The organism is Coleofasciculus chthonoplastes PCC 7420 (genome assembly GCF_000155555.1).
Taxonomy (GTDB): domain Bacteria; phylum Cyanobacteriota; class Cyanobacteriia; order Cyanobacteriales; family Coleofasciculaceae; genus Coleofasciculus; species Coleofasciculus chthonoplastes_A.
Window position 1 is genome coordinate 229,052 of the sequence record NZ_DS989851.1, and the last position, 22,333, is coordinate 251,384.

The 22,333-nt window shown below is 46.9% G+C and carries 25 protein-coding genes and 2 pseudogenes; 8 read left to right on the plus strand and 19 right to left on the minus strand.

The genetic code is table 11. From position 1 onward, the window contains the following. Positions 1–295 precede the first annotated feature (295 nt). A complete protein-coding gene (asnS, locus tag MC7420_RS16860; protein WP_006101797.1) occupies positions 296–1,687 on the minus strand; it encodes an asparagine--tRNA ligase in 1,392 nt (463 codons plus the stop codon). A 172-nt stretch (positions 1,688–1,859) separates the two neighbouring features. Next, entirely contained in the window at positions 1,860–3,197 is a 1,338-nt protein-coding gene (iscB, locus tag MC7420_RS16865; RefSeq protein WP_044207703.1) for an RNA-guided endonuclease IscB, read from the minus strand. A gap of 464 nt (positions 3,198–3,661) precedes the next feature. Here iscB and MC7420_RS16870 point away from each other — a divergent pair, with 464 nt between their 5' ends. After that, positions 3,662–3,928, plus strand: coding sequence for a hypothetical protein (locus tag MC7420_RS16870; RefSeq protein ID WP_044207706.1), 267 nt, complete (start codon positions 3,662–3,664; stop codon positions 3,926–3,928). A gap of 172 nt (positions 3,929–4,100) precedes the next feature. Here MC7420_RS16870 and MC7420_RS16875 read toward each other — a convergent pair whose 3' ends face one another. Beyond that, positions 4,101–4,469, minus strand: a complete 369-nt coding sequence (locus MC7420_RS16875; protein WP_006101764.1) for a hypothetical protein — start codon at positions 4,467–4,469, stop codon at positions 4,101–4,103. Between the two features lie 105 nt (positions 4,470–4,574). Here MC7420_RS16875 and MC7420_RS16880 point away from each other — a divergent pair, with 105 nt between their 5' ends. Next, a complete protein-coding gene (locus MC7420_RS16880; protein ID WP_006101802.1) occupies positions 4,575–4,847 on the plus strand; it encodes a DUF6439 family protein in 273 nt (90 codons plus the stop codon). On the opposite strand, the gene MC7420_RS16885 is transcribed toward MC7420_RS16880, so the two are convergent. The 3 genes from MC7420_RS16885 to rlmD form a co-directional block, all read right to left on the minus strand. Next, complete coding sequence (locus MC7420_RS16885) at positions 4,844–5,290, minus strand: ATP-binding protein (protein WP_157453202.1); 447 nt, start codon at positions 5,288–5,290, stop codon at positions 4,844–4,846. The two genes, MC7420_RS16880 and MC7420_RS16885, sit on opposite strands and share 4 nt — an antisense overlap. 441 nt (positions 5,291–5,731) lie before the next feature. After that, a complete protein-coding gene (locus MC7420_RS39865; RefSeq protein ID WP_006101700.1) occupies positions 5,732–5,899 on the minus strand; it encodes a hypothetical protein in 168 nt (55 codons plus the stop codon). Next, the gene (gene rlmD / locus MC7420_RS16890; protein WP_006101609.1) at positions 5,896–7,302 is read right to left on the minus strand and encodes a 23S rRNA (uracil(1939)-C(5))-methyltransferase RlmD; all 1,407 of its coding nucleotides are present in this window, start codon (positions 7,300–7,302) and stop codon (positions 5,896–5,898) included. Before rlmD ends, MC7420_RS39865 begins: the two co-directional genes overlap by 4 nt. A gap of 326 nt (positions 7,303–7,628) precedes the next feature. Here rlmD and MC7420_RS16895 point away from each other — a divergent pair, with 326 nt between their 5' ends. Next, positions 7,629–8,114 carry an allophycocyanin subunit alpha-B gene (locus MC7420_RS16895; protein WP_044207711.1) on the plus strand — a complete coding sequence of 162 codons (486 nt, stop codon included), beginning with the start codon at positions 7,629–7,631 and terminating at the stop codon, positions 8,112–8,114. Positions 8,115–8,552: 438 nt separating this feature from the next. Here the strand turns inward: MC7420_RS16895 and MC7420_RS37010 are convergent. Together MC7420_RS37010 and MC7420_RS42590 are read right to left on the minus strand one after the other, a co-directional pair. After that, positions 8,553–8,728: pseudogene (locus MC7420_RS37010) on the minus strand (Clp protease N-terminal domain-containing protein); the annotation flags it as partial. 23 nt (positions 8,729–8,751) lie between these two features. After that, positions 8,752–8,919, minus strand: a pseudogene (locus MC7420_RS42590) (RRXRR domain-containing protein); the annotation flags it as partial. A gap of 76 nt (positions 8,920–8,995) precedes the next feature. Here MC7420_RS42590 and MC7420_RS16900 point away from each other — a divergent pair. Both MC7420_RS16900 and MC7420_RS16905 read left to right on the plus strand, forming a co-directional pair. Next, a complete protein-coding gene (locus tag MC7420_RS16900; protein ID WP_006101667.1) occupies positions 8,996–11,059 on the plus strand; it encodes a cation:proton antiporter in 2,064 nt (687 codons plus the stop codon). A 114-nt stretch (positions 11,060–11,173) separates the two neighbouring features. After that, positions 11,174–11,629 (plus strand): hypothetical protein, encoded by a 456-nt coding sequence (locus MC7420_RS16905; protein WP_006101796.1) that lies wholly within the window; start codon positions 11,174–11,176, stop codon positions 11,627–11,629. A gap of 88 nt (positions 11,630–11,717) precedes the next feature. Here the strand turns inward: MC7420_RS16905 and MC7420_RS16910 are convergent, their stop codons facing one another. The 10 genes from MC7420_RS16910 to MC7420_RS16950 form a co-directional block, all read right to left on the minus strand. Further along, positions 11,718–12,518 (minus strand): hypothetical protein, encoded by an 801-nt coding sequence (locus tag MC7420_RS16910; RefSeq protein WP_006101642.1) that lies wholly within the window; start codon positions 12,516–12,518, stop codon positions 11,718–11,720. A gap of 406 nt (positions 12,519–12,924) precedes the next feature. Then, positions 12,925–14,049, minus strand: a complete 1,125-nt coding sequence (locus tag MC7420_RS16915; protein WP_006101647.1) for a hypothetical protein — start codon at positions 14,047–14,049, stop codon at positions 12,925–12,927. 298 nt (positions 14,050–14,347) lie between these two features. Next, positions 14,348–15,148 carry a hypothetical protein gene (locus MC7420_RS16920; RefSeq protein ID WP_006101792.1) on the minus strand — a complete coding sequence of 267 codons (801 nt, stop codon included), beginning with the start codon at positions 15,146–15,148 and terminating at the stop codon, positions 14,348–14,350. 45 nt (positions 15,149–15,193) lie between these two features. Continuing rightward, positions 15,194–15,424 carry a hypothetical protein gene (locus MC7420_RS42595; protein ID WP_006101783.1) on the minus strand — a complete coding sequence of 77 codons (231 nt, stop codon included), beginning with the start codon at positions 15,422–15,424 and terminating at the stop codon, positions 15,194–15,196. Between the two features lie 317 nt (positions 15,425–15,741). After that, positions 15,742–16,140, minus strand: coding sequence for a hypothetical protein (locus MC7420_RS16925; RefSeq protein WP_006101606.1), 399 nt, complete (start codon positions 16,138–16,140; stop codon positions 15,742–15,744). Positions 16,141–16,239: 99 nt separating this feature from the next. Next, positions 16,240–16,788 carry a hypothetical protein gene (locus MC7420_RS16930; protein ID WP_044207713.1) on the minus strand — a complete coding sequence of 183 codons (549 nt, stop codon included), beginning with the start codon at positions 16,786–16,788 and terminating at the stop codon, positions 16,240–16,242. Then, on the minus strand, positions 16,785–17,288 hold the full coding sequence (locus tag MC7420_RS16935) for a DUF4365 domain-containing protein (RefSeq protein ID WP_006101776.1): 504 nt from the start codon (positions 17,286–17,288) through the stop codon (positions 16,785–16,787). The genes MC7420_RS16930 and MC7420_RS16935 overlap by 4 nt, the downstream gene beginning before the upstream one ends. Positions 17,289–17,397: 109 nt before the next feature. After that, positions 17,398–18,003, minus strand: coding sequence for a hypothetical protein (locus MC7420_RS42600; RefSeq protein WP_006101653.1), 606 nt, complete (start codon positions 18,001–18,003; stop codon positions 17,398–17,400). Positions 18,004–18,715: 712 nt separating this feature from the next. Then, complete coding sequence (locus MC7420_RS16945) at positions 18,716–19,024, minus strand: HNH endonuclease (protein ID WP_006101658.1); 309 nt, start codon at positions 19,022–19,024, stop codon at positions 18,716–18,718. After that, positions 19,014–19,409: a hypothetical protein gene (locus MC7420_RS16950; RefSeq protein WP_044207716.1), complete on the minus strand. Its 396-nt coding sequence runs from the start codon at positions 19,407–19,409 to the stop codon at positions 19,014–19,016. Before MC7420_RS16950 ends, MC7420_RS16945 begins: the two co-directional genes overlap by 11 nt. Before the next feature lie 478 nt (positions 19,410–19,887). Between MC7420_RS16950 and MC7420_RS16955 the strand changes: the two genes are divergently transcribed. Further along, complete coding sequence (locus MC7420_RS16955; RefSeq protein WP_044207827.1) at positions 19,888–20,319, plus strand: putative toxin-antitoxin system toxin component, PIN family; 432 nt, start codon at positions 19,888–19,890, stop codon at positions 20,317–20,319. Next, positions 20,316–20,549 carry a hypothetical protein gene (locus MC7420_RS16960; protein WP_006101722.1) on the plus strand — a complete coding sequence of 78 codons (234 nt, stop codon included), beginning with the start codon at positions 20,316–20,318 and terminating at the stop codon, positions 20,547–20,549. The genes MC7420_RS16955 and MC7420_RS16960 overlap by 4 nt, the downstream gene beginning before the upstream one ends. Positions 20,550–20,932: 383 nt before the next feature. Here the strand turns inward: MC7420_RS16960 and MC7420_RS16965 are convergent, their stop codons facing one another. After that, the gene (locus MC7420_RS16965) at positions 20,933–21,223 is read right to left on the minus strand and encodes a hypothetical protein (RefSeq protein WP_044207718.1); all 291 of its coding nucleotides are present in this window, start codon (positions 21,221–21,223) and stop codon (positions 20,933–20,935) included. A 686-nt stretch (positions 21,224–21,909) separates the two neighbouring features. On the opposite strand from MC7420_RS16965, the gene MC7420_RS16970 reads away from it, so the two are divergent. Further along, complete coding sequence (locus tag MC7420_RS16970; RefSeq protein ID WP_006101692.1) at positions 21,910–22,314, plus strand: tetratricopeptide repeat protein; 405 nt, start codon at positions 21,910–21,912, stop codon at positions 22,312–22,314. Positions 22,315–22,333 lie beyond the last annotated feature (19 nt).

Genomic DNA, 22,333 nt, shown 5'->3' on the forward strand with positions numbered 1-22,333 from the left:
TAGGTGGAGCCATAAAGTGTCCCGCCAGTTGTACAAACCGGATATAGCCATAAGTCTATTGACGACAAGCTTTTTGGAGTCCAACCCTTTCAATAGGAGTGCGATCACGAATTAATCACTGAATCGTTTTTCAGTAAAACACCCAACTGGCAAGGATTATAATCCCGCTAGGGCTTTAAACTATCGCTTGTAAGTTATCAAATATCAGGTCAAGTCGCGATCGCGGCTTGACCCTCATCGATGGTCGTTAGGAAGTGTATGTTATCGGCGCAAGACCTAGGAGATGTCACTCAACTTAAAATTCGGCACTCAAGGGTGTGCGGGGGAAGGGAATCACATCTCGTATATTTCCCATCCCCGTCATAAACTGCACCAATCGCTCAAATCCTAAACCAAACCCTGCATGGGCAACAGTACCATAGCGCCGCAAGTCTAGATACCACCAAAACTCCTCTGGATTCATTCCCTGATTCTGGATGCGCTGCTGGAGAACATCGAGGCGTTCCTCCCGTTGGGAACCACCGATAATCTCGCCAATCTTCGGTGCTAGCACATCCATGGCGGCGACGGTTTTGCCGTCCTCGTTCAAACGCATATAGAATGCCTTGATCCCTACAGGGTAGTCGCTAACAATAACCGGTTTCTGAAATAATTCCTCTGCCAAATAGCGCTCGTGTTCCGACTGTAAATCTGTCCCCCACTCAACCGGATACTCAAATTTACGGTCAGCTTTTTCTAATTGCGCGATCGCATCAGTATAGGTAATCCGCTCAAACTGATTGTTGATAATATTGTCCGCCGTTGCCAGAACGCTATTATCTATCCGCTTATTGAAAAATTCCATGTCTTCGGGACAGTTCTCTAGTACCGAGGAGAATACATACTTAAGAAACTCCTCCGCCAAGTCCATATCGCCCTGTAAATCACAGAACGCCATTTCCGGTTCCACCATCCAAAACTCGGCTAAATGGCGGGAGGTATTTGAATTTTCCGCCCGGAATGTCGGACCAAAGGTATACACATTGCCAAATGTCATCGCCATTACCTCGGCTTGCAGTTGCCCACTAACCGTCAGGTAGGCTTGGCGTCCAAAGAAGTCTTGGCTAAAATCGACCAATTGATCTTCGGTTTTGGGAATCTCGTTGAGGTTGAGATTGGTTACCGTAAACAGTTCTCCCGCCCCTTCACAATCGCTTGCGGTGATAATCGGGCTGTGAATCCACAAAAACCCCCGTTCCTGAAAGAATTGGTGGATAGCATTAGCACAAGCATTACGCACCCGTAACACAGCACCGATTGTATTGGTACGCGATCGCAGATGTCCAATGGTTCGCAAAAACTCAAAGGAATGGCGTTTTTTCTGTAGTGGATAGGTGGCGGGATCAGCTTCCCCATACACCTGCACCGAATTTGCCCTCAACTCAATCCGTTGTCCTTTTCCCGGAGACGGCACCAATACGCCAGCAACTTCTACAGACGCCCCCGTATTAACCCGTTGGAGAGTCGTTTGATAATCGGGTACGTCGGGATTCAGGATGACTTGCAAGTTTGCCAAGCAGGAGCCATCATTCACCTCCATAAAGGCAAACTCTTTGAGTTCTCGTTTTGTGCGTACCCAGCCCTGGATGGTTACGGTTTCATCCGGCTGACCCGTGCGTAAAAGTTGTGCGATCGGTTTCTTTTGCATAGTTTTGACAGTTTATCAGAATTCAGTCCAACCAAGCTTGCCCATACCTGAACGATTCATTCAGCTTTTTTTAGCAAAAAACACCGGAAGCCCCACGCCGTCCTGGAAGGCGGCGCTGGGATGGATAGGTGGGATAATTTGAGGACTCAATGTCCTCGAATTATCTAAATTACTAAACAACTTCACATAGCCCTCCTCTCTTGCGAATAGATTTTACAACAGAAGGTTTAACCACTTTGTTTTTCACTCCAGGATAGTTTTTGAGTTTTACGCCAGCGCCTAGATTCTGCATCCCAATCACTTCATAGATAGTTCCTTCAAACAGAACTAAGTCGTGTTGTTTATAGGGATATCGCTTCTTCTTGATAGAGCGGCGTCCAGCGCTTGCCTTGTGAGCGCGATGCTGCCTCACATTCTCGCCATTAAGATTAATGTTCCTTGTTCTACGACCAGAAGAAAGTTCTGAGCCAGATCGGGTTTTCCCGTCTCTGAGGTCGCGATATTTGGCATCGTAAAATTGCTCCATCGACCGCTTGTTACGACGGATTTGTTCGAGCATCAGAGGTTTGGTGACGCGAGATTGAGTTCTCCCACCAGCAATGACGAAAGCATCGTTGTGGTGGGATTTCTCTATTTCTAGTTCCCGGCGCTTACCTTTGGTGATATAGCCAAAAGTCGATTTGTGCTGACCTTCTTCTGTTAAGCGCCACCTGACCATTGTCATAAAGGTTTCACCCTTAAATGACTTGAGCTTTGGCTCCCATCCGAATAGGAAACCTTTCTTTTGGTGATTCTTCGAGGTATGACACTTAGTACACAGAGTCACCAGGTTAGCTGGTCTGTCTGTGCGGTCAGGGGGATTCTTCCAGAAGCCCAAATGATGAACTTGCAGGATAGGGTCATCTGCTTTGTTCTTACAGTTTGGATTCTGGCACTTGTGTCTATCCCGGTGCAGGATATATTCCCGCAGGTTGTCGAAACCGTATTTTTCCCCGTACTGATATTGTTCTCCCTCAATCGTGGGATTGTTGATTTTCTGGATATCATAAGCTGCTACTTCGATAGTTACAGCAATGATTGGAAGGATACGGCGGATTTTGTCAATGAGGCGGTGATGAGTATCTAGTTTGTGCTGGATACTAGGTGCTAAACATCCTTTATCAACTCTTCGGTTGGAAAAGCGAGGTTTTCGGTATCTGAGTCGATTTCGACGAGTGCGACGATACTTCCGCTTTTCGGTAATCCTTTCAGACATTCCCTTCAGCATTTTAAGTTCGCCACCTATTACCTCCTCTTTCTTATTGACGGCACTGAATCCAATGTTCTCGTACCCTGCATCAATACCCAACTCTACAGGCTGGGTATAACCACTCGAACCGTAGACTAACTGGATAGTGAATGGTTCACGTCCAGTAATTTTGGCTTTACCTCTGTTGAGTAAGAGTCTTGCTTTTCTGGGAGTTGTGGGCATCAAGGGACGCCCGTGTCTGTTAATAACGTAAACTTTCATTTTCACCTAAAGTTAAGGTTTTCACCCTTCGACTTCGCTCAGGGTGTGGTTTCCTTCGCCAATGTTTATCAAGGTTTTGATGTTTCCATACTTTCCCTACCCAACAGGAATGTTTAATGAAAAACCGCAGAGCGTGGAGCTAGGAAACGGATAGTTGACGCTGAGCGGAGCCGAAGCGTCAATCCTGCACCCCACGATGCCTATATATTCTCGATAAACGGAGCAGCTCTTACTATTAACGAGCTGCTAAGGCTAATCAACAGGGCTTAAGAATTATTTCTCAAGCCCACGCTGTACCGCTCGTATCGGTCAGCGCTGGGTTGTTGACCCTCAGTTGAATAGGAATTAAGATGAATGGCACTGACTTAAGCTGGGTCTGTATTAGGCACGAAGCGTGACAGAAGCGCTTAAGCGCTTACTACAAACTCTAAAGTCAGTGTTATTCAAATTAAAGTTGGGGATCAATGCAAAACAATATAGGATCAATTATTTTTCCGAATGAATGGGGGATTGGTCATGAGCCGGCGATCAATATCTCCACTGCCTTGCTGTGGATCAATCCTTCAGGCTCGGCGACGAGAAATCCGGGTAGAAAAAGGATGGGCAGATTGGGCGGTTCGTTAACTATTGTGAAGGGTTTTGTCGCCAATTGGCAAGGAGAAGAGGGTGAGGCGAGGACATTGAGTGGAGGGCGACCCGATACCATTGAGCTGACTGGGATTGTTAATTGATGCAGGCGGGTCGCCCCTACAGGTTGTTAATTGATGTCAGTGGATCGCCCCGACAAGGTTGGGGGAGGTGCTTAAGCTGTTCGGCATTTAAACCTTAATGTCAATAATGGTGAAATCCTTGTAGTGAGAGCATCTTGCTCGCTACTAATACCCAATTTAAATGCATGACAGCTTAACCGGCACAAGATTTGAGCAACCAGCCGATCACAATCCCCAGTCCGCCAAAGCGAACGGCTTGCCAAAAAGGTTCTTTAAACGCACTCCAGGAAAAAAGGCGACTCTCTAGATTGAGTTCAATAGTTTCAAGCTGCTCCTTAATTTGCCGGAGTTCAGCTTTCAAAGCGGGTTGATTACGGATTTGACGTGGCGATTGTCTAATTTGCTCGCGACGGTGCTGAAGCTGGGCTTGTCGCTGCTGATCCCGTTGGACTTGTGCATAGCGCTCTTTGAGAGCTTCTAGCGATCGCTCGACCTCAGATAACGCTTGCTCAAATTCGTCAGCATCTAGATTTTGCTGATTGGGATCAGAATCAGCGCTCATAAGGGAACAGTTAACAATCGATAGGTGAAAAAATAGATAAAATCAAATACAAGACCCCAGGGGTTTCAGCCGTGGGATTCACTTAATAAACTTATACCTAGACCGATGGAATTGACAAAAACCGATAATCTCAAGGACGCCAGTACCCTGGAACTTGCCCAAGCCCTGGCAGAACGCTTAGGGATTACACCCCAAGATTGGCATCGATTAAAGTCAAATCGCCCAGCTAGAGCCAAGGAACAAACAGCGGCGGCTTTAGTCTTTTTGCTCAAAGAACAGCCAGAGGAAGCTCTAGCTCGGTTACGTCAGGCGTCAGGATGGCTGGATCACTCGATCTCAGCCCCCCCTTGCCCAACCCATGGAAATCGCGATCGCTAGGGAATCAAGGGTAACCTTGATCGACTCTTCATGTGTTTACACACTCGCAGTTCAGTCCCTTGGGGATTCCAGTGAACTTGATCGAAAATTTGGTAGAGGAGGCATAACCCTCTACCATTTTCGGATTCATCATGGGGCAAACCGTCGTCAGAATTCCCTTGACGACAAGGCGGAGAAAAGCCGGGACCTTGATCTGAGATTATCCACCAATATTCGTCATTGATGACACAAAAGTGAACCATTACGGTCTTACTCGGGTCTAAATTATTGCCGTGCTTTGCCGCATTGACCAATGCTTCTTGGAGTCCAAGTCGGATCTCCGGTCGCCACTTGCGCGGAATCTGTTCGACAAGTAGGTCGAGAATTGGGCATAGGTAAAGGGTAGAAGCAAAGCTAATTGTTCCCCAGTTGCGTTCAACTGGGCGCAAAGATGATACAGCAATCACTTAAAAAACCCCTAACTTTTCGTTGGTGGACTGGATGCATGACACAGGCTATTGCCGTGTTTTTTGATCTCATTTTTCTCAAACCAGACTCTCCAGACTCAGGTATGAGTTATCATAAAGGTTTGTCCAGATTTTGTATACTAGCACCCTAATCTTTGAATGCGCTGATCTAGATCCAATTGTGTAGAATCCTCATGCTCAATTTTGAGTTTCTCTGAACGTCAGCAGCTTGGTGAGCTTCTTAATGGTTGTGGTGAATACTTTCAACTACTGCCCATTGATTGGTAGATTGTGGTATGATAAGTCAAATTTGCCTCTAAGGGGTACTTTTTCCTTGAAATTAAGTTAGAGAATGGACTTTATCTACTATTCTACTATTGTATCGAAACTCTCCTTTAAACACCAGAGCTTTGTTTGAAATTGGGGATTCGTCATTCATTAGGGAACAGGGAACAGTGAACAGGTAAGGTATAATTTTGAGTTAACTTCCCCATCTTCCCCATCTTCCCCATCTTCCCCATCTCCCCCAGCTCCCCCAGCTCCCCCAGCTCCCCCTGCTCCCCCTGCTCCTGATAACTGCTCACTGATAACTGATAACTCCCTCATCCCTCCTGTTTTTCCAAGAAAGCCGCACACTCAACATGGGGTGTTTGGCTAAAGAAGTCTGCTGGTTGAACGTGGGTTAATTGGTAGCCGCCCAGATGACAGAGGCGTTTAAGATCCCGTGCTAGGGTGGCTGGCTTACAGCTAATGTAGACAAGGCGTTGAGGCATAACTGATAACAGGGTATCAATCACTTGGGGATTGCAGCCCTGGCGTGGCGGGTCAAGTAATACGATATCTGGCGTGATCCCCAGTTGCGGCAGCAGGGTTTCCACAGTTCCTGTTTCAAACTTGACATTGGTAATCCCATTAATCTGGGCATTGATTTGGGCTTGCTCCACGGCTGTCCCTTGCACTTCGATCCCCAATGCCTGATGTACCTGTTTAGCTAAGGGTAGGGTGAATGTACCAATGCCACAATAGGCATCGACGAGATATTCTGTTCCTTGGAGTGCCAGCTTTTGCCGAATTACATTGAACAAGGCTTCTGCGGCTTCGGTGTTGACTTGGAAAAAGGTATCGGGTCTTAATTGGAACTCTAAATCCGCGAATATCTCCCCCAGATACGGTTGACCTAGGACACAATGGGTTTGAACCCCGAAAATGACATTGGTACGGTGGGGATTCACATTCACACAAACACCCACCAGGTTAGGATAGCGATCAAGCCAGGTTTGAGCTTGCGTTTCCAGATTGGTTAAATTGGCATCAGTTGTGACTAAGGTTAAAAGCATTTCCCCGGTTCGGCGTCCAATTCGCAGTGACAGGTGACGCAATCGCCCTTGATGACGGCGTTCGTTGTAGATTGACCACCCTTGTTGCTGAATATCCTGCTTGATTTGGGCTAACAGGGGATTTAAGCGATCATCTTGAACGGGGCATTGATTCAGGTTAATTAGCTGATGCGTCCCTTTCTGGTAATACCCAGCTTGAACTTGACCCGAAGACGATCGCCGCATTGGATAGGTGGCTTTGTTCCGGTAAGCTAGGGGAGAGTCAGCGCTTAAAATTGGGGCGATTTCGATGGAATTGAAGCCGCCGATACGAGTTAAGGCTTGCTCTATCAGATTTTCTTTGACTGATCGCTGATACTGGGGATCAACATGCTGCCACTGACAACCGCCACATTTATCTGCCACGATGCAGTGAGGGCGAATGCGATGGGGAGAGGGTTCGAGAAGTTGATCCAGTTTCGCGATCGCGTAATTGGGTTTGACGCGCACCAGCCTGACTCGAACCTGATCCCCAGTCACTGCATTAGGGACAAACACAACGCGATTCCCCAACCGTCCGACACCATCACCACGATCATTCAGGTCTGCGATCGTCAGTTCCAGCAGTTGACCTTGTTGCCACTGATCAGGGGAAACGGGGGGACGAGGGGGCGAGGAGACAGAGTGATCCATAAAAATACAATGTAGATGTGTAATCAAAGGGATTGCCAGATTGTTACAAAAGAGGCGTATACAAAAGAGGAATATAAGGGATGGCTAAGAAGGGCGGGTTTTATTGCTCAGTTATTGGTCTTAATTAGCATTAGTCCCTAAACCCGCCCCTAAACTTAACTTTTTACTTCTTGCGACCGCTAACTTTGGTTACTGCACCTGGAGCATCTGGAGCACCCATACACCTGGATCGCCGCGTCTCAACCGAAAACTTTTCGCTCGACTGACTTTATTTGTTGTAGCTTGAGTCGCTAAACTACAAATGTTATCTAAGTTAACCCAATAAGATGAGCGTAGTTAGCCAAGTTATCCTCCAAGCCGACGACGAGCTGCGGTATCCCAGCTCCGGTGAACTGATGGGTATTAAAGCCTTTTTGCAGACGGGTGAGCAACGGATGCGTATCGCTTCCACCCTAGCAGAAAATGAAAAGAAGATTGTCCAGGAAGCCAGTAAGCAGCTATGGCAAAAGCGTCCTGACTTTATCTCACCAGGAGGTAATGCTTATGGGGAACGCCAGCGATCGCTATGCCTACGGGACTATGGCTGGTATTTGCGATTGATTACCTATGGTGTTCTGGCTGGAGGTAAGGAACCGATTGAAAAAATTGGTTTGATTGGGGTCAAGGAGATGTATAACTCTCTTGGCGTCCCCGTCGCCGGAATGGTTGAATCGATTCGTTGCCTCAAAAATGCCTCCTTGGAGTTGCTGAGTCAGGAAGATGCCATGGAAGCGGCTCCTTATTTTGATTACATCATTCAATCGATGTCCTGACTCGAGACAACATTACTTGGTCATCAGGTCACCTTTGGATTGGTGATTCGGGATTCGGGATGGGGAAGCATTTTGCTCATAAGTATAGATTCCCAATTTTCCCAATCACCGCCTCATCTCACCAATCCTCAATGATTTATTGACAAATCCTTGATGATCAAGTATAAAAAACCGACAGTCTCTATGGGGAGAACCTGTCGGCTATTTGTGTGTTCCCTATTGATGACTCGGCTAGAGTTCAGTCATTAGCTAGTATGCAAAATTAATCCGCCTGAGGATTGCGATCTCGATCAGTGATTGGTTGTGAACTTGATCGTAGCCATTTGTGATGTTTGCTTGTGAGTCTAGCTAGGGATGGGTATGGTTAAGGGGAAACGGGGAAGATGGGGTCTAAAGCTAAAAGGAAGCGGACTGCCGATAATTTACCTGTGCATAAGCTTGGCGGTTGACGAAGGCTTCCAATTGCTGCTTAAACATCGGCACATCCACCGTCACCCGTGATAGAGAATCCGGGCGGCTAACCCCTCTTGTTCCAAGAGTGCGATCGCCAGATGTTCAACTTCTAGCTGTTGATTGTTGTTAGAACTCGATGCAACAAGCTTGGAGCTAACCATCCTTGTGGGCGATTTCGGTTTTAAAAACGTGCTTTCCTGTATCGAGTATTTCGGTTCCTGCGACCCCTTCTGACAGCTCGACGGGAATCAAGAGCCGATTTAATCAACTGACCCCGATGCTCTAACTCCATTCCCCAGATCACCTCGTTTCGGTCAGTAACAAGTGAGATACCTGTAACTTTTGAGCCAGAGTTCTGTATAGGTTTTTCGGAACGGTTATATTGCCGTATGTTAAAGTCATTAATCAAATGTAATATCCCTGCTTCAATGAACAGTGTACACCATCCGCTGCTGACCGCCGAGATTGAGATTTTGGTCTTACTCCTGGTAGCCTGTCTGGGGGCAGTAACCTTCAAGCGTCTCCATTTTCCTTATACGGTGGGATTGGTTATTATCGGGTTTATTTTCGGTCTACTGACACAAACGGGGCTTCCCCTGGAAACCTTGAATGCGCTGACACTCTCGCCCGAACTTATTCTCTACGCATTTGTACCGCCACTGATCTTTGAGTCAGCCATCAATCTAGACAACCGAGTACTCCTGAAGACGCTGACCCCAGCTCTGATTTTAGCCGGACCTGGGTTACTGGTATCGGTGGTGATAGTCGGAGGCACTCTATCCTGGCTGACCCCCCTCTCCTTGGGAGGAGCGCTGCTATTTGGAACACTGATTTCCGCGACAGACCCCGTTGCGGTGATCTCTCTATTCAAGGAGTTCGGCGTACCCAAGCGGCTGACGATGTTAGTGGAGGGCGAAAGTATGCTCAATGATGCCACAGCCATCGTGATGTTCGATCTGGTGATAGCAGCAATCGCCGCCCAAGAGTTTGGCGTAGATACGGTTGAGCAGGGGTCGGTGAATGTCTTTGTCGTGTTGGGGGGTGGGCTGCTAGTGGGAGCGGTTACAGCTTCTATCATGGATTATGCCATCGCTCAAGCTCGGCGTAATCCCTTAATTCAGACCACCGTCACCGTAGTTGTGGCTTATGCCGCCTTTATTGTCGCCGATCACTTTTTCCACGTCTCCGGCGTGATTTCGGTGATGATGGCAGGGTTGGTCGTGGGACGCTATATGAATCACAGCCTTACCCCAGAGGTTCGCCGCTACCTGCATGAATTTTGGGAGTACGCCGCCTTCATCACCAACAGTCTAATTTTTCTATTGGTGGGGATTAATACGGCTGGGTTTACCTTTAGAATCGAGATTGGCAGTGTCGGTCTGTGGCAGTCGGTGGCTTGGGCAATTGTCGCCGCCATTGTGGCTCGGGCGGTAGTCGTGTTTGGACTAACACCTATATCAAACTGGTTGCAGCGCAAAACCGAACCCATCGGTTGGCGTTTTCAGGTCGTTACCTTCTGGGGGGGGTTGCGAGGCGCCGTGGCTTTAGCGTTGGCGCTGAGTTTGCCGGGTACATTTCCTAACCGGGAACTGATTATTGCCATGACCTTGGGGGTAGCTTTGTTTACGATTCTGGTCAGCGGCTCCACGATGGGTACAGTGATTCATCGGCTCAAGCTGGATGAACCACCCATTTTCGATTCCCTCGGTAAAGTCCAGGCGACGGTGCTAGCCAAGCGAGAGGTGCTGCGGTTTTTGCACAAGTTGAATGAAGTGGATCTGTTTGAGGAGGAAGTGATCCAAGATCTGCGACAGGACTATGAACAGGCACTGTTGAGAGCAGAGACGGAGGTGAAGGCAATCTGGGAGGACCTGAAAGCTAATCCAGAATTAGTCCAGGTATTCTGGCTACAGGGCTTGGCAATTGAGCAGCAAACCTATCAGGATCTCTACGATCAAGGGTTGCTATCCGAATCAGTGCTGCGTAAACTGAACCTAATAATTGAAGCCAAGCGGGATGATGTACTGGAGAACAAAATTCCGCCGAAAATACCTTCCATGTGGGTTTTAAAGACACCTCTAGAGACTTTGGCGATGAAGTATCTCCAACACTTTGCCGTCGGTCGCCGTTGGTGTAATCAGCGTCGTCTATGGCGATTGAAGGTGCGCTACGAATACTATGCTGCCACAGCTTATGTGTGCCGCAAGGTCGCCCAGCGCATCTATGATTTAGAAGAAGAACAGGCGGTAGACCCCCTGATTGCTGGGGATTTTATCCAGTTTTATCAGAGTAAGAGTGAACGGGCGTTTCATCAACTCTCAGTGATGGGGACGAATCGCCATGAACTGGCGATCGCACTTCAAACCCAAGTTGCTAACCATGTTGTTCACATTAGCGAAGAGGAGGTATTTGAAAAGCTAGTGTCCGAAGGCATCGTTTCCGAAAGCGCCCTTGACGACATTCGCGCTCTCATTGAAATGGAAAGTCGTTGACGTTCTAACTATCCAAAACTGCCAATTTTCAGGACTAAAGCCTCACAGTGAAGCCGTTTCAATTTTTGGGCTGGGGGAACTTCAGTTTAATTGTCCCCACCTACTTACTAGGCTATGTTATTTGTCAAAAAACTCCCTTGGACTTCCTTATCGATTTTGTTCGCCACCCATGGTGTCTTTGGCTGGTTGATTGCGGCTTCAGAATTAATCGCAGATGTGGATAGACCGTGGGTTTTGTGGTTAATGGGGGCAATCTATATCCTGTTAATTGATTTAGCCTTAACTGCCCCATTGACGCTGATTCAGAGTGTTTATAGCAGTTGGCTAAAGTCAGATACCCGTGCCTTTATTTCCGTGATTGTGGGTGCTTTTTTGGCAGTGTTAATTCTCTGCTGGATAAACGTTTTTATCAGGATTTTGGTGTTGTTATCAGCTGGGGCATTAGTACGGCTAGATTTACAAGTTGCTAACTTTGGTGACTGGCAAGCCTTTAGTGTGTTGATTGTCTTTTCCTTGGTTGGCTATAAATTGGGCATAATCGCACATCTGATCACCAGCAGTTTATTTTGAAGTGTTATTGATCATTTGTTATTGGTCATTGGTCATTGGTCTTATGACCTAGACTCCGCGTCTAAACTCCAGTATCTCCCTCCAGACTTTAATCCTGTTGTGGGAGTTGAATTTTCACAGCACCTTCTGGAGTGATAACAACTTTACCGCCGAGTGCTTCAATCTGATTAATGGCACGTTGACGAGTGCGATCGTCCATGGCGTTTTGTAGCACCATTGACCAAGCACTGACTTGGGCTGATTTGCTTGAGGGATTGCGGGCAAGAAACTGGGCGGTTTGGCGGGAAATTGAGGCAATATATTGACTTTCTTCATCTTCATAAGTGCTTGCCCATTCTGCGGCTTTCTCAAAGGATTGGCGGGCGGCTTGGGCGTCACCGAGGAATAACAGTTCATCAATTGCCTTATAGCGCCAAATGTAATAGGATTCGCGAGGGACTTTGGGGGAAAGCTGCTGGAGTCCTTGTTCCATTAGTTCTACCGACCGATCTGGCATACCTGCATAGAGAGACGTGCTACCGGAAAGGAAAAAGTAGGCGTCTAAGAAGCGGGGGTCACGGGCTAGAATCACTTCAAAGTATTCTGGGCTAAGTTGATAACCAGTGACATCACGAGCTTCATCATCACCAAAATATTGCAGGAAATTGAGAAAAACCCAATCGGCTACTAGGTTATCAAATCCGAATGTTGGTACTTTCTGGAGGAGATTTAGGCGTACCTTTTCGGCTTCAATTTGGCGTTGCAGTTCTATGGGAGAAGGAGTTTCGCCTTTGCCTTGGAGTTGATTGAGTTGGGGAATTTGCAACCCCCCCACGGCGACGATACAGAGGAGGGCAATTAGGGAAGGAATGAGAGATTGACGTAAGGGTTGAGGAGATTGGGTCAGCATTTTGGGTAAATGTATTGATTATTCGTTAAAACGATTGGGGATAAGACTTGGTTGAGGTAATCGGTGGCAAATTGGTTGTAGGGAGATTGAGTCATTTTAGGTTGTGAGCGTCGATGGTGATGAGGTTTATTTTACTGAATGTAGGAGCGCCTCGTCTTGCATCCGGGTCAACTGTAGAAATCTATCTTACCGGAGTTGAGTCAAACAGAGCGATCGCATGATGGAATTGACCGGAAGGGAAGAGGCGATTTTTGTAGGGGCGACCCGCCTGCATCAATGAACAACTCCAATCCATTCAATTGGGTCGGGTCGCCCTTTACTCAATCAAAAATACCAATACCTTGATCTGACCCCTCCCTAACCCTCCCCTTCAAGGGGAGGGAACGATACAAATTTAAGGACTGGCTTAGGGAAATCGAGCTAGGAGTTGCTCACGGGATAACTGAGATAATTGCAACAGGTATTGACTTAACTGTTGGGGGGGTAATGCTAATAAAGAAGTGATCCGTGCGGTGAGTTGCTCATCCAATTCTCCAAATCGAATTTTCAGCAAATTTTCGACAATAAAATACTGTGCTTGTTGAATGGCTGATTCACTGTTTTCCAGTTGAGATAATTGTAAGAGAAATGGGGTTAATTGCTGAGGGGGTAATGCCGATAAGGGAGTAATTAAAGCAGTCAGGGTGGGGGTCAACTGTCCCAGACGAGTCTGGAGGAGGTTTTCGATAATCAGTCGTTGTCCTTGTTGTATACCTTGTTGTATGCCTTGTTGCAATCCTTGTTCCATGCCTCGTTGCAATCCTTGTTCCATGCCTCGTTGCAGCGCGGCGTCGAGTTGTTGTCGATATAGGGGTGCTAATGCCATAATTAACTCCCTCTCCTCTGTGTCTAATTTTTGGTCTTGGTTGGCTTGTAAGTTGGCTTGCAAGTCATACAATAACTCTAGCGTAGACTGCCGCCGTTGGCTGTTTTCGGGTAATGCGGTGATTTCCTCGATGGCTTGTTGTTGGATTGTGCCTTTTCCGAGAAGTCTCAACCAGAGGGTTTGGGGGGTACGAGGGAGTTGGTGGATGACGACGATGGCTGTTCGGAACGCCTCGTGGAGAAAATAGAGTCCATTGAACCAGTTTTGTTCGTCGCCCAAGGCACCAAAGCTATCGAGTAAGGGGCTTGAGGCGGTGGGGGTAAGTATCCATAGTCGGGGGAGTTCACTTGAGTTCAGGGGAGTAGACTCCCGTCTGGCGCGTCGTCTCAATTCCCGATGTAGGTCAAACAGTTTGGCAAGACAATCACAAATTTGCTCGGAGGTGACAGCATTGCGAAAGGGTTCAAAGACGGCAGAAGTTGTGGCGAAGCGTCCTAAAAGTCCCAGTGAGAGGAGGTAGTCATTTGAGATAGAGGTGGGGATAAATAAGACGTCAACCTCGCGCACTTCTCCAGCAATGTTGCGACTGGTTTGAACGTTTCCGATGGGGGATAAGAGTTGCTCAAGGTAGTCTTTGGCAAATTGGTCGTGGGGAAATCGAGTCATTGGGGAATGGGGATAGTCTACGAGTGTAGCTGTCTATCTTACCGGAGTTGGAGAAAAGAAAGCGATCGCACGGTTCGGTTCGTCATTGATGCCGATTTAAGGACTTTGAGTATAATATCACTTTAGTTACCAATAACGTGAGAGAATTTTTCCGCATTCCCGGCTTGATTTTGGAAAACTGGGTAGCCTGACATTAGGAATGTTTTTAGAAGCATTTTATAAGCAGGTCGTTCAGGAGCGGCTTACGCTGCTCTCCAGAAACGGCTAACTAAAACATGGATTATGCGCGATCGCGTCTTTAAGGACTGGCTTGGGGAAATTGAGCTATGAGTTGCTCACGGGATAACTGAGATAATTGCGATAGGTATTGGCTTAACTTTTGGGGGGGTAATGCTAATAAAGGAGTTACAAGTGCGGTGAGTTGAGGGTCTAATTCTCCAAAGCGAATTTTGAGTAAATTTTCAACAATGAAATGCTGTGCTTGTTGGATTCCTGATTCACTGTTTTCCAGTTGAGATAATTGTAAGAGAAATGGGGTTAATTGCTGAGGGGGTAATGTTGATAAAGGAGTGATTAAAGCCGTCAGGGTGGAAGTCAACAATCCCAAGCGAGTCTGGAGCAAGTTTTCAATAATCAGCCGTTGTCCTTGTTGTATGCCTTGTTGTCGAGCTGCATCCAGTTGTTGCCGATATAGGGGTGCTAATGCCATAATTAACGCCCTCTCCTCTGTGTCTAATTTTTGGTTTTGGTTGGCTTGTAAGTTGGCTTGCAAGTCATACAATAACTCTAGCGCAGACTGCCGCATTTGGCTGTCTTCAGGTAATGCGGTGATTTCCTCGATGGCTTGCTGTTGAACTGTGCCTTTTCCCAGAAGTCTCAGCCACAGAGTTTCTGGGGTGCGAGGAAGTTGATGAATCACAACTAGGGCGGTTTTGAGATACTCTGGCAGAAAATAAAGTCCACTTAACCAGTTCTGTTCATTGCTTACGGCTCCGAATCCTGCTAGTAATCGGGTTGAAGCGGTGGGGGTAAGTATCCATAGTTGGGGAAGTTTGCTGTCGTTAATGGAAGTGGACTCTCGTCTGGCGCGTCGTGCCAATTCCCGATGTAGGTCAAATAGTTTGGCAAGACAATCACGAATTTGCTAAGGGCTTACAGCGTTGCGAAAGGGTTCAAAGACGGCGGAAGTTGTAGCGAAGCGTCCTAAAAGTCCTAGAGAGAGGAGGTAGTCATTTGGGGAAGAGGTGGGTGTGAAGTAAACGTCAACCTCTCGCACTTCCCCGGCAATATCTCGACTTGTCTCAACGTTTCTGATGGGGGATAAGAGTTGATCGAGATAATCTTTGGCGAACTGGTCGTGGGGAAATCGAGTCATTAAACGCCATCAGAATTTGATACACCTAAACAAGAGCAGAACAGAGCTGTCCTAGAGTTACTGTACTACACCGTGTGAGAAAGTGCTGTAATGGGATCGGGTCGCCCAATACTAAATCAACAAAGCAATACCTTGATCTGACCCCTCTCTAACCCTCACCTTCAAGAAGAGGGAACAAAATTGGCACTTGTAGGACTTACGCAAAGCCTCTATGTGTAGGGTGGGGAGAGCGAAGAGTAACGCACCTTGACCACCATATATGGTGTGGCTGCGTAAGTCCTGACTTGCTGGGAAACAGGAGCGATCGCACGATTGAATTAGTCCTCATCGCTACCTAGATCAATACCAGAGTTAAATTCTACCCCAAAGGGCAGGGTGTCGAAGCCCAAATCTTCCAGTTTTAAAATGGCTTGTTCGACATCTTCATTACTCAATGGGGAATCAACTAAAGTGGTGAGGAGATCGCGAACCCCTTGATACTGATTAGCCTGATAGTCAATCCAGCGATTCTCAAAGGCGATCGCGTCGTAAAAAGCTATCAGGATTTCGGTTAATGGTTCCAAGGGAAACCGATCGCGAATAGTCCTCAAGGTTCGCAACAGACTATCTGCGTAGACAGCCGCTATGGGTGTACCACAGTAAGGTTGGATTTTTTGCAAGTCGAGTTGGATAGACAGAGCAAGTTGTTTGGGAGAAAAAAGCTGTACGTCTGGCATGGTTATTTCCGTAAATGATTATTAATTTATACATTTCGCTGCAGTATAAACTTTGAATAAAAATAATTTTTTGATTGAATTATTATGATGTATACACGGTTAGATTTTCCAGGCTTCATCCAGGCTAAAATTGCGAGGATTCTTAAGGATAAAGATGTTACCTTCCTTAATTAAGTCCCCTAGACAGGATACAGGTAAGCGTTCTTGATAGGCTTTAATCGCTTTAATATAGTCGTGGTCAAATAACTCCGTTTGAATTTTCCACAGTTTATCAAGAATTACACCGATTAGTGTAATTCTGCCGCTGAGTTGGTCGGGATTAGGCGAGTTAATTTGCATGACCACTCCCTGAATAATTCTATTGTACAGTTGAATAATTAAATCATTGAGAATATCAAGTTGGGAACGTTCTTCAGCTTTGGCCAGGGTTTCCAGCAGAAGGTTCATGGAAACGGGAAAATCAGGAACGTCTGGATTTAGGGGTAAGACAAGGTTAAATTGTCCGTGGGATTCCTTGTCTTTGAGCCAAATTATTGCTTGATTTGGTATCTGCTGCTTTTGTTGCCAACCCTTTGCCTGTAGGTAAGTTGTTACCTGTTGAGGATGTATAGCTTTGAGTAATTCAATGTCTTTAACTGTTACATTCATAACCGTTCTCCTGCTGTAATGCGCTGCATCATGGTTTTAAGTACATTGGCAGTGAATATATTTTCTCTGGGTATATAAACGATGATGGTTTCTTGATTCTGGGTGGGTGCTTTACCTGCTAAAGATATCCAGTAAGCGCAACGCTTGAGGCAGAGTTCAGCTTCGGATTGATTTAACCAGTCATTTACTTGGTCAGGAACAATAACGACAATTAAGATTAAGGGAGGATAGCGATCGCGGATTCTTAGTTCTTCATAGTTTTTGACAGAGAGAGGATACCTGAGAGAGTTAGCCGTAAGGACTTGTCTAGACGTACATTTTACCTGAACATAGAGGAGAGGAAAGTCTATTATATCTTGATTATTAATGCCTGTGATAATCAGGTCTACACCCAGTCGATCGAGGGGTGTGGTTGTTCTCTGGACGGCACAACCTGTAGTGGCGGCAATGGCATAAATATAGGCATAGCTAAATTCCTCTTTCTGAATATTACTATCCACTTCGAGCCTGCACCTTCATGAAGACGATTGTTTGATTAAATCATAAAACTTACCGTTCGCTCATTTGGAAAGGAAACAGGCGATCGCACGGTTCGTCGTTGGCGACAGTTTAAGGACTGGCTTGGGGGAATCTCCCTAGGAGTTGCTCACGGGATAGCTGAGATAATTGCAAGAGGTATTGGCTTAACTGTTGGGGGGGTAATGCTAATAAAGAAGGGACCCGTGCGGTGAGTTGCTCATCCAATTCTCCAAATCGAATTTTCAGCAAATTTTCGACAATGAAATGCTCTGCTTGTTGAATGGCTGATTCGCGGTTTTCTAGTTGAGATAAATGTAAGAGAAATGGAGTTAATTGCTGAGGGGGTAATGCTGATAACGGAGTGATTAAAGCCGCGAGGGTGGGAGTCAATTGTCCCAGACGAGTCTGGAGGAGGTTTTCGATAGTCAGCCGTTGTCCTTGCTGTATGCCTTGTTCTATGCCTCGTTGCATACCTTTCTGCATACCTTGCTGTATACCTTGCTGTATGCCTTGTTCTATGCCTTGCTGTATGCCTTGCTGTATGCCTTGCTGTATGCCTTGTTGCATACCTTGCTGTATGCCTTGTTCTATGCCTCGTTGCCGCTCGGCGTCGAGTTGTTGCCGAAATAGGGGTGCTAATGCCATAATTAACTCCCTCTCCTGTTTACCTAAGTTTTGATGGGTTTGTAAGTTCATTTGCAAGTTATACAATAAATCTAGCGCAGATTGACGCAATGGATGGTCTTCTGGTAATGCGCTGATTTCCTCAATCGCTTGCTGTTGGACTCTACCTTTTCCGAGAAGTCTTAACCATAGGGTTCAAATACGGCAGGTTTTGTGGCTAGGCGTCCCAACAGTCCCAGGGTGGTTTGGTAGTCACTTGGGGTAGAAGTGGGGGTGAAGTAAACGTCAACCTCTCGCACTTCCCCAGCAATGTCTCGACTCGTCTCAACAGTTCCGATGGGGGATAAGAGTTGGTCGAGAAAGTATGCAAGCGAATTGGTCGTGAGGGAATCGAGTCATTGGGGAATGGGGATAGTCTACGAATGTAGCTGTCTATCTTACCGGAGTTGGAGAAATTTCGCGATCGCACGAAGAGAGTGTGATTAAACCCATCGCATTGTAGGGGCTATTAACCTGCGCCCTGTAAAATTGACGGAAATGGGAATCCGGCTGCAATCCTGCGATCGCATGATGGAATTGACCGGAAGGGAAGAGGCGATCCTGGTAGGGACGAGATGCACCTCATCATTCAAATAGTAAGCTTTTGGATTCTTTCTGTTCACTGATTCGGCGGATGCAGTCCGGCTAAGATAAGTAGACGTCGAAGATTTACGACTCCCGGACGGTTGAGTGCAAGTGCTGCGATGGTGGCACGACCGCAGGGGGTTCGACCGAGTAGTTGAGTTCAATCTTCAGTCCAATCAAAATGCTCTGTCCAATTCTGCTGACGAGGATTGAATAGGGCAATCTCTTGTCCCGTCTTTGGGTCAGGATAAACAGTGCGGGTGTATTTACGACCATTACAGCCGAAACACGCCCAGGCTAGATTTTCAGTAGTGGTTGCTCCGCCTAGTTGTCGAGGCTTAATATGATCAACGGTAAAGCTGTCAGGAGAGAATTCATCTGGGCAACGGCAGTATTCGCATCGATGCTTCGCCCGTTGAGCGATTTCCTGTCTCAGTGCTGTGGGGATTCGTTCATAGTCAGACGGCATGGGAAGGTTGGGATCTCAACTGAATTTGTTGGTTTAAGCGGATTAGGTCAATATTCCTAATCTGCGCGAGTTGGATCAGGGCTTCTAATCGTTTTACTCGCTTCTCCTCTAGCAAGTCTTCGTAACCAATAAGTTCCTGATATTCCGCTTCGCTCAGTTCACCCCATTCACAGCGATCGCGTAATGTGTTTAGATGGACTTGTTCCTCTTCACAGATATGGCTCTCTATCACCTCAAGCAATCGGGCTTCCTGGGGACTCGCTTTACTCGACTGAGGCGGCTGTGCTAAAAATTCCAATAGCTGCACAACTGCTATCAATTTGTCCTGAGGTAGCTGTCCAATCAGCGCAATCGCTTTTTGGTGAATATCAGTAGCAGGAGCCATTGTCCATCCCTAAGTCATGGTTAATTCATAGTCTAGCAAATCTTAGAAAGACAACTGCGGATTTGACTGGAGTTGAGTCAAACAGAGCGATCGCACTGTTTTTCACCGACACGTAGGGGCACCATCCTTGCGCCCTGTAAAGTTGACGGAAATGGGAATCAGGCTGCGATCGCACGATTGAATTGACCGGAAGGAAACAGGCGATCCTGGTAGGGGCGACCCGCCTGTATTAATTAACAACTCCAATCCATTCAATTTGATCGGGTCGCCCAAAACTTAATCAACAAAGCCATACTTTAACGCGACCCCTCCCTAACCCTCCCCTTGCCAAGGGGAGGGAACAAGAAAGATTGGTGCTTGCTGGGAATCAGGCTGCGATCGCACGATTGAATTGACTGGAAGGGAAAAGGCGATCGCACTTAGACGCGATCACTGATATCTTTAGATTTTCAAAGTCCATTCCGTGACCAAATTAGAAATGCCTCTTTATCAGATTGTCCTTGACACGAATGTGCTTCTTGCTGGTTTACGCTCAAATCGAGGAGCCTCTTACAAATTACTCACTATCCTGAATAATCAACGCTGGCAACTCAATGTCTCGACGGCTCTCATTTTTGAATATGAGGAGGTTCTGAAAAAAGAAATGACACAATTAGGGTTGAGTTTAGACGATATTAACACCGTCGTTTCCACAATCTGCGCTATTGCGAATTGTCGTACAATATTTTATCTCTGGCGACCTGCGGCTCTTGACCCTGATGATGACTTTTTGATCGATCTAGCAGTAGAATGCCAAGCTGATTTTATCATCACGTATAATAAAAGAGACTTACGAATCGCTGAAACGTTTGGTATTCAACTCGTTACTGCTAAAGAGTTTTTACAAATTGTCGGAGAAATTGAATCATGAATCTAAACGCGACCATTCCTGATACCTTGTATCAACAAGTTGAAGCTTTAGCCAAGCGGGAGCATATTTCTGTAGAACAACTGATAACTATCGCTCTATCGGCTCAAGTATCCGCTTGGATGACTAAAGACTATATCGAAGAAAAAGCCAAACAGGGACGTTGGGATAAATTTCAACAGGTTTTAAATAAGGTTCCCGATGTCGAAACCGAACCACAGGACAGCCTATAGTCTGTTTTACCTGATCGTACGATCCTCGTTGACGGGTATGGCGACAGGGAGCGATCGCGTGATGGAATTGACCCAAAGGAAACAAGCGATCTTTGTAGGGGCGACCCGCCTGAATTAATGAACAACTCCAATCCATTCAATTGGATCGGGTCGCCCAATACTAAATCAACAAAGCAATACCTTGATCTGACCTCTCCCTAACCCTCCCCTTCGAGGGGAGGGAACAAGAAAGATTGGCGCGATCGCATGATTCAATTGACCGGACGGGAATCGACGATCGCACGATTCAATTGACCGGAAGGAAACAGGCGATCCCCGTAGGGGCGACCCGCCTGCATTAATTAACAACTCCAATCCATTCAATTTGATCGGGTCGCCCAATACTAAATCAACAAAGCAATACCTTGATCTGACCTCTCCCTAACCCTCCCCTTCGAGGGGAGGGAACAAAATTGACGGAAATGGGAAACAGGAGCGATCGCACGATTAAATTGACCAGAAGGGAACAGGCGATCGCACCGTTTTTCGTCCATCCGTAGGGGCGCATAGACGTGCGCCCGATAAAATTGACGGGAATGGGAACAACCCGTGATCGCACGATTCAATTGACCGGAAGGACACAAGCGATCCTTGTAGGGGCGACCCGCCTGCATCAATGAACAACCCCAATCCATTTAATTGGATCGGGTCGCCCTCGGCTCAAACCTTTGCGCCCAATACAATTGATGGAAATGGGAACAACCTGCGATCGCACGATTGAATTGACCCAAATAGAACAGGCGATCTGGGTAGGGGCGACCCGCCTGCATCAATGAACAACTCCAATCCATTCAATTGGATCGGGTCGCCCAATACTAAATCAACAATACCAATACCTTGATCTGACCCCTCCCTAACCCTCCCCTCGAAGGGGAGGGAACAAGATTGACGCTTGCTGGGAATCAGGCTGCGATCGCACGATTGAATTAACCCAAATAGAACAGGCGATCCTTGTAGGGGCGACCCGCCTGTATCAATGAACAACTCCAATCCATTCAATTGGATCGGGTCGCCCAATACTAAATCAACAAAGCCATACCTTAACGCGACCCCTTCCTAACCTTCCCCTTCAAGGGGAGGGAACAAAATTGGCGCAAAGGGAATCAGGCTGCGATCGCACGATTCAATTGAGGCATTATAAGGTTAGGTGATCGCTCTGGGTCGAGATGTGGGTAGGTTAAGGATAGGGCGAAGCTGTGAACTCAGGTTCACCTCTCAATGCTCAAGCTGGTTAAAATCGGTTGTTCTGGCTAGTTTTGGCTGATTTGAGCGATTAGCCAAGACTTGATTGACTGGCAGATTCATTTCCCTGTAGGTAGGTATGTCGGATAAGAAACCCAAGGAAAATCCCCTCAAACGAATTCTTCTTGTCTTCTCAATGGTAGCCTTTCTGGGTTCTACGGGCTATGGGCTATTTGGTCTATATAGTAATGCCTTACAGCAACCGCAAACGACGGCTACCTCGGAAGAAGCGTCGGTTGATCAACAGCTAGCGGCTAAGGAACGGGGGTATGAGTTGGTTTTAGAACGGGAACCGGAGAATCGGGTGGCGCTGGAAGGCTTGGTGGAGATACGGTTACAGATGCAGGATACTCAAGCTGCGATCGCGCCGTTGCAGAAGTTGGTTGAGTTGCATCCTCAGGAGGCAGGGTATAAGGTACAGTTGGAGCAGTTGCAGCAGCAGGTGAGAGAAGAGAGTGAGGGGAGTGGAGAGCGCGATCGCTAAACAATAGATCAAGTTTATT

Coding starts and splice junctions, on each gene's coding strand:
- asnS (WP_006101797.1), bottom strand. CDS start 1,687: ATGCAAAAGAAACCGATCGCACAACTTTTACGCACGGGTCAGCCGGAT.
- iscB (WP_044207703.1), bottom strand. CDS start 3,197: ATGAAAGTTTACGTTATTAACAGACACGGGCGTCCCTTGATGCCCACA.
- MC7420_RS16870 (WP_044207706.1), top strand. CDS start 3,662: ATGCAAAACAATATAGGATCAATTATTTTTCCGAATGAATGGGGGATT.
- MC7420_RS16875 (WP_006101764.1), bottom strand. CDS start 4,469: ATGAGCGCTGATTCTGATCCCAATCAGCAAAATCTAGATGCTGACGAA.
- MC7420_RS16880 (WP_006101802.1), top strand. CDS start 4,575: ATGGAATTGACAAAAACCGATAATCTCAAGGACGCCAGTACCCTGGAA.
- MC7420_RS39865 (WP_006101700.1), bottom strand. CDS start 5,899: ATGAGGGAGTTATCAGTTATCAGTGAGCAGTTATCAGGAGCAGGGGGA.
- rlmD (WP_006101609.1), bottom strand. CDS start 7,302: ATGGATCACTCTGTCTCCTCGCCCCCTCGTCCCCCCGTTTCCCCTGAT.
- MC7420_RS16895 (WP_044207711.1), top strand. CDS start 7,629: ATGAGCGTAGTTAGCCAAGTTATCCTCCAAGCCGACGACGAGCTGCGG.
- MC7420_RS16900 (WP_006101667.1), top strand. CDS start 8,996: ATGAACAGTGTACACCATCCGCTGCTGACCGCCGAGATTGAGATTTTG.
- MC7420_RS16905 (WP_006101796.1), top strand. CDS start 11,174: ATGTTATTTGTCAAAAAACTCCCTTGGACTTCCTTATCGATTTTGTTC.
- MC7420_RS16910 (WP_006101642.1), bottom strand. CDS start 12,518: ATGCTGACCCAATCTCCTCAACCCTTACGTCAATCTCTCATTCCTTCC.
- MC7420_RS16915 (WP_006101647.1), bottom strand. CDS start 14,049: ATGACTCGATTTCCCCACGACCAATTTGCCAAAGACTACCTTGAGCAA.
- MC7420_RS42595 (WP_006101783.1), bottom strand. CDS start 15,424: ATGACTCGATTTCCCCACGACCAGTTCGCCAAAGATTATCTCGATCAA.
- MC7420_RS16925 (WP_006101606.1), bottom strand. CDS start 16,140: ATGCCAGACGTACAGCTTTTTTCTCCCAAACAACTTGCTCTGTCTATC.
- MC7420_RS16930 (WP_044207713.1), bottom strand. CDS start 16,788: ATGAATGTAACAGTTAAAGACATTGAATTACTCAAAGCTATACATCCT.
- MC7420_RS42600 (WP_006101653.1), bottom strand. CDS start 18,003: ATGAACTTACAAACCCATCAAAACTTAGGTAAACAGGAGAGGGAGTTA.
- MC7420_RS16945 (WP_006101658.1), bottom strand. CDS start 19,024: ATGCCGTCTGACTATGAACGAATCCCCACAGCACTGAGACAGGAAATC.
- MC7420_RS16950 (WP_044207716.1), bottom strand. CDS start 19,409: ATGGCTCCTGCTACTGATATTCACCAAAAAGCGATTGCGCTGATTGGA.
- MC7420_RS16955 (WP_044207827.1), top strand. CDS start 19,888: ATGCCTCTTTATCAGATTGTCCTTGACACGAATGTGCTTCTTGCTGGT.
- MC7420_RS16960 (WP_006101722.1), top strand. CDS start 20,316: ATGAATCTAAACGCGACCATTCCTGATACCTTGTATCAACAAGTTGAA.
- MC7420_RS16965 (WP_044207718.1), bottom strand. CDS start 21,223: ATGGATTGGGGTTGTTCATTGATGCAGGCGGGTCGCCCCTACAAGGAT.
- MC7420_RS16970 (WP_006101692.1), top strand. CDS start 21,910: ATGTCGGATAAGAAACCCAAGGAAAATCCCCTCAAACGAATTCTTCTT.